Source organism: Paenibacillus koleovorans NBRC 103111 (assembly GCF_004000845.1).
Lineage (GTDB): Bacteria > Bacillota > Bacilli > Paenibacillales > NBRC-103111 > Paenibacillus_AA > Paenibacillus_AA koleovorans.
The window spans coordinates 1-5,837 of the sequence record NZ_BIMA01000203.1; the positions used below are offsets into that span (position 1 = coordinate 1).

Below are 5,837 nucleotides of genomic sequence, written 5' to 3' on the forward strand. Positions count from 1 at the left end.
GAGCAGCATCTCCGGCTCCAACTCGTGCTGTAAGGTGGATTTCCGTGCTTAGAGCGGCGTTTTCGGCACAAGCTTGTGCTGTAAGGCGGATTTTCGTGCTTAGAGCTTTAACCCGTCGCTGCAAAAAGGAAAACCCGGCCATTGGCCGGGTCCGGACTGGGTTCGATTCCAACAAAAATAGCCGATGCCATTGATCGCCCCAAAGCCGCCGCTCTCGCCGCGTTCCGCACGATCCGTCTTGTGCGTTCGCTTTCCCTACGACGCGAGTGCCGTATTGCGTCCATGGAATGACCTGCACGATACCGTCGCGAATATGATATTCATCATCGACCACCAAGAGCTTATACATCGTGACACTGCCTGTTCGATGATTTTTACAAACAAGGGGTTGTGAAAGCGCTTTACGTTTTGTTGAGGAGTTCTTCCCGCCCGCCTCATATTCCTGCTTGTCAGTCGAACACTTCGTACATTTCCGTGTACGCTTCCAGGAAAAAGCCGACTTGTTGGCGGTACAGCTCTTCGTGGCGCTCATCCTTCTCCAGAAAAGCGAGTGCCTCTTGCGCCTCAGCGAAGGAGGGAAATTCGCATTCCCAGACGAGTGTGTTGACCGGCTCCCGTCCGGAGTAAGGGATGTAGCGCCTGCCCTTCGGGTATTCGGCGACTGCCTGCTCGAGTGCGGCGAATTGGCGTTCGAGCGTCAGAAAAGCGTCGCGCTGCGCGGGCTGGAAGCGCTGCACGAAACGCAGCATATAGGCCATTGGTGGTGGACCTCCTTAGTTAGGTTGAGACGGAACGGTTCGGAAAAGGGCGGCAAATGCCGGTGAGAAAGTGAGTTTATTCGCTGCAGCGTATGAACCGAGCAGATCGGCATTCGCGGTCGGGTGGATCGTGTGCGGCGAAGTGACCGATAGCGAGGCTAGCAGCGTGCCGAGCTCCATGGCGCTGGCGAGCGGCGTCTCGCCGAAGCGCGTGTCGTCGCGGCCCTTCGTCAGCGGCAAGCCGCAGCTGAGGCCGGCGAGCGTGCCGGCCAGGAAGGCGTCGCCGGCGCCGCCGGTCGCGACGGCAGCGGCAGGCAGCAGCGGCACGCGCTCGAGCCGGCCGTCGGCGGCGCAGCCGAAGGCGCCGCGCGGGCCGTCGGTGATGCAGACGGCGATGCGCGGGTTGCGGCGGCGGAGCAGGCGCAGGCAGGCGAGCGCGATGGCCTCGCTGTCGGCGGCGGCGGTGGCGGTGGCGTCACCGAAGGCCGAAAACTGGGCGGCAGCGGCGGCGGTGGCCTCGCCGAAGGCCGAGAACTGGGCGGCGGCGGTAGCCTCGCCGAAGGCCGAGAACTGGCCGGCGGCGGCGGTGGCCTCGTCGCCGCCGACGGACGCCTCGGCGGCTGGCGCGGCGTCGATTGCCGCTGCCGGTGTGGCTACGTTTGCCGTTGCCCTTATGGCTACGCTTTCCGATCCCGTTGCCGCTTCGCGGCAATCCGGCTCGATTGCGGCCAATGCCGCCGCCTCGTCGATGTTCAGCGCGAGCAGATCCGTCAGCTCGATGCCGCCTCTTGCGGCGAATTCGGCCGTCTCCGCCGGCAGCAGCGACGCCGCCGTGAAGTAGCCGGCCGCGCGGCCTTGCTCAAGCAATCGAATGCGCGTCTCGAGCGGCACTTCCGGCACGGCAAGGACGATGCCTTTCTCGTGAGAGTCGAACTTGGCAGCCTTCCGGAAATACGCATCGATTTGCTCGGTGGAAACTTTGCCGCTCGCACTATTTAATGTCGTTAAATTTCCGCCAGTGCTGTCCGGGTATTGGAAACAAACAGCGAATAGCGTGGCGGCTTCCTCCGAGACGGCGACATGTTGGGTGTCCATCCCCGCCTCGGCCATCTCCCGCAGGAGACGCTCGCCCGCCTCATCGCGCCCCACTTGCCCGATCGGTACGACTTCCATCGTTCCGCCCGCCCCTGTACCGGTGAGAACCGATATATAGTGCAAAATAATATGCAGCTTGCAGTAATCTCTGAACGGCACGAGCTCTGCCATTCGAGTTTCATTTCGACCTAACGTGCGATTGCCTTCCAGCAAGAAGAACATCCCGGATCCGATCCCGCCTGTACCGACGATTCGTTTGTAAACGGCTTGGTTTGCCGATGCAGCTTGTGCTCTCAGATGGAGCGTCATACGTTTACGCCTCGGATTTGCCATTCCGGATGCTCCGATATCGGATGATTAGCCGTCTCGTAGGTTGCTGTAATTTTGGCGTCCGGATGCTCCTGCAGCAGCGTGATCGGATATTCCACCGTCGGCTCGGAAAATAAGGCGACGCGCAGCGCGGTTTGCTTCCATGCTCCGGTGTCGCTATATAGACGGATTTTCCTCGCGGATAAACATTCCTTCATCCCCAGTGTGATCGACATCGGCGGCACGAATTGATAAGCCGAACCATAAGTTCGTTGTGCTAGCGCGATAATCGTGTCGTGGTTGTTCTCCTGCACGCGAAGCTCGGATTGTCGCAGCTGCTCGAGATCGATCCGGCTGAACGGATGACGGCGCGTCTGGTTGTAGGCAACATGACCATCCTGACCGTAGCCTCCGAGTGTGAGGTCGATAGGCGCTTCAGCGATCGCCGCTTTGATTTCCTTGATCCGGTCCGGCTCCGGGAAAAAACGCTGCTCCTTGGGCACCGCCAGCTCCGGTTGAATGCCGCCGTAAAAATGCTCCTCCATAAAGGTCCTGAAGTTATAGGGATCATTTCGAGCAAGCAGCTTCCCTTCCCAATCCAGGCATTCGTCCATGTGGAATACGACCAGTCGTTTCAGGCTTACGTTCTCCACATTGATCATTCGAGTGAACGGAGCATACCAGGCTTTCGGACCGCAAGGCACGATCGCCCGATACATGCGGCCCTCCTCGTTCGTCAGCTTGATATCCTCCACGAACTCACGCGCCATCAGCTCCCCCATCGCTTCCGAAGTCGGCACCAGTTGGAACGGTATTTTCAGTTCCGCATGCGATTCCAGCTCGCTAGCCGGAATTTGACACCACTCATACAGCTTCTTGCGATCGATCTCCGACATCGTCTCAGTTCTCCTCCTGGCCGCTTATTCCACACCACTTCGCAATGGTCAAGGCATAAGTCTGAATGAGCTTATGATACTCCTCAACCACAATGTACTCGTCAGGCGCATGCGCGTTGCCGCCACAAGGCCCGAAAATCACGACTGGCGTTTGCGAGTACAAATTGAACATGTACGAGTCGCAGGCGAACGGCGCTCCTAGTACGGACAGCTCTCTCCCTGCACCCTCTTGACCGGCCTCGTATAACGTAGAAACAATAGGATGATTCGGGTCAATGCCTGTTCCCGGCAAAAACCTCATTTTTTTCTCGATCCGCATATTGGCTCCGGCCAACAAAGCATCGGCCTGTACCCGCGGCGTGTAAAATTCGGTAAATTGCCGCCAAGTCTCGGTATCGGTTACGCCAGGGAGCACTTGGATCCATAGGTCGATGCTGCAACTGCTTGGCACCCGGTCCCCGAGTTCGATGCTTGGGTCGCCTGCGAATACGGTTTGCACGTCCGTGCGAAGCTCATTGTTCGGAAACATCGGGTCCGGCACGTCATTTTCATTTCTCCACTCATGGAATTGATAAATGATTTCAAGAAAACGGGCGGCTTGGAAAGCCGGATTGATCAGCTTTTCACCGCTAAACGAACGACCTGCTCTTCCGTGAAACGAAACTCGATAATAGAACCCGCCTTGATTGATCGGGCAGATGACCATATTGGTCGGCTCCGGGATAATCGCCGCATCCGCCTCATAGCCGCGCAAGATACAAGCCAACGTTCCGTTGCTGCCGCCAAATTCTTCGTCTACGACCGACTCGACAATCACATCGCCTTGCGTTGTGTATCCTAGATCGCGCAGGCACCGTAGTGCCATTAAGCTCGCTAACAGCCCGCCTTTCATATCGAAAATACCAAGCCCGTATAGTTTGCCGTCATTGATTGCAGCGTCGAATGGATCCTGCGACCAGAGCTCACGCCCGATCGGTACCGTGTCCATATGCCCGTTGAAGATGAGCGATTTGCCTTCGCCTGTTCCGCGGAGCACTCCGACTACATTAGGGCGATTCGAATAATCCCGGCCGTCGCTTAGGAAAGCTTCATGCTGCTCGATTCCCGGCACATCCGTGACGAGGAACAGGTCGGTCTCCATGCCCAACTGCTGCATAATCGTTTCCATCTCCAACTGGGCTTGCAGCTCGTTTCCTACCGGATATTTGTTCTCGCTCGGAATCCCGACGAACCGGCGAAGCGTATCTTCGATCAGTTTACTATTTTGCTGAACCCAAGCTTCTACCTGGCTAGTATCCAGATTGCGAAGCAACGCTTGTTTTTCCGTTTCCATGTAGCCAATCTCCTCCGATTATCGTTCGTATAGCCAGTGTGGCGGCACCTAGTATTTTGGAATCCTCTTGAAAGCTGGAAAAGCGGAACTGTACCCGCCGGTTGGAGGGAACAAGGGTGCGCTTCTGCACGATCGATTCGATCTGCCGCAGGAAAGGCTGTCCCAACTGCCGGATGTCACCTTGCAGGATGACCAGCTCCGGATTAAGAATATTAATGATGTTAATTATTCCGGTTGCCATGTAAAACGCGTACTCGGCTAGCTGCTCATGCACGAACGAGTCGCCTTCAGATTGGCATTCGGCAAGCAGCTCGAATGTTAGGGGACTCTCTGTCTCTAGCCGTCGATGGAGATTGCTATCGGGTACTTGTTTTACGGCCTCTTTAACTCTCGTCAGGAAAGAGCCTTCCTCGGCGTATAGTTCCCAGCAGCCGATATTCGAACAGCGGCACACCGGGCCATGCAGGTCGATCGTCGTATGGCCGAACTCGCCGGCGCTGTTGTCCAGTCCGCCGTACACGTCGCCGTTCAGGATGATACCTGTCCCTATGCCTTCTTTCGTCTGGATCGAGATGAAGTGGCTGCTTTCGACGCCGGCACCGAACCATTTCTCAGCCAATGCTCCATTGCGGGATTCGTTGTCGACCCACACCGGGAGAGGGAATCGCTCTCGTAGGTAGTCCCCGATTGGCACCTCGTGCCACTGCTCCATATGAGCGGCGCTGACGAGGATGCCTTGTTTGGCCTCGATTACGCCGGGAACACTCACGCCGATGCCCAAGACGGGGATTTTCATTGCTCTGGCTTGCGTGAGCTGGCGTTCCACCTCGGCCGATACCAGCTCGAACGTCGAGGCGATGTCCTCGGTATTCACAGCTGCAGTGTTGGATGCGAGCGACGTGAGCTTGAGGTCGAACAGCGCGGATTGGAGCGTTTTCACGCCTAAGTGCAGGGCAAGCACCGCCCCGGCTCGCGGGTTGAAGTCATATAGCTTGGGCCGTTTGCCTGCTTTCTCCGAAACGCCGATCCCCGACTCCTTGAAGTAAGCTTTGCGCACCAGCTCGTCGACCAAAGCGGTTGCTGTCGGCTTGCTCATACCGAGCGCACCGGCGATTCCCGGTATCGATTGGGCTCCTTGTCGATAGACATACTGCAGGATGGAGGATTGGTTTTCGTTTTTCAGGTCGGCCGGTTTGTACGATGAATTCGGCTTCACGTCGGATCCTCCTTGCTTGATGAGTTTTAATAATTAGTAAAGTTTCTTTATTATTAATATAGCATCACTTGAAGACGCCTACAATATGGAATTGCAAAATTAAGAAAAACCATGAGGGAAGAACACCCTGATGGTCCTCTGGCGAAAGAGTTCAGTGGCGCGAGGGGGGCAGGCAAGTGGTTAGGCCCTGATTTCAAAGACGACCGCGTCGCTTTTCCACTTCAGCCCCT

The 5,837-nt window shown here is 56.8% G+C and carries 6 protein-coding genes; all 6 read right to left on the reverse strand.

Features of this window, described 5'->3' with window-relative positions:
• Window positions 1-349 (reverse strand): response regulator (locus tag PKO02S_RS32995; protein WP_218033980.1); only part of this gene is annotated, 349 nt, incomplete at its 3' end.
• A 100-nt stretch (window positions 350-449) separates the two neighbouring features.
• Window positions 450-758: a hypothetical protein gene (locus PKO02S_RS31405; protein WP_127589141.1), complete on the reverse strand. Its 309-nt coding sequence runs from the start codon at window positions 756-758 to the stop codon at window positions 450-452.
• 15 nt (window positions 759-773) lie between these two features.
• Window positions 774-2,186 (reverse strand): PfkB family carbohydrate kinase, encoded by a 1,413-nt coding sequence (locus PKO02S_RS31410; RefSeq protein WP_127589143.1) that lies wholly within the window; start codon window positions 2,184-2,186, stop codon window positions 774-776.
• The gene (locus tag PKO02S_RS31415) at window positions 2,159-3,058 is read right to left on the reverse strand and encodes a sugar phosphate isomerase family (RefSeq protein WP_127589145.1); all 900 of its coding nucleotides are present in this window, start codon (window positions 3,056-3,058) and stop codon (window positions 2,159-2,161) included. The genes PKO02S_RS31410 and PKO02S_RS31415 overlap by 28 nt, the downstream gene beginning before the upstream one ends.
• Window positions 3,059-3,062: 4 nt before the next feature.
• Entirely contained in the window at window positions 3,063-4,391 is a 1,329-nt protein-coding gene (locus PKO02S_RS31420; RefSeq protein ID WP_127589147.1) for a M20/M25/M40 family metallo-hydrolase, read from the reverse strand.
• Entirely contained in the window at window positions 4,348-5,607 is a 1,260-nt protein-coding gene (locus PKO02S_RS31425) for an ROK family transcriptional regulator (RefSeq protein ID WP_127589149.1), read from the reverse strand. The genes PKO02S_RS31420 and PKO02S_RS31425 overlap by 44 nt, the downstream gene beginning before the upstream one ends.
• Between the last annotated feature and the right edge of the window lie 230 nt (window positions 5,608-5,837).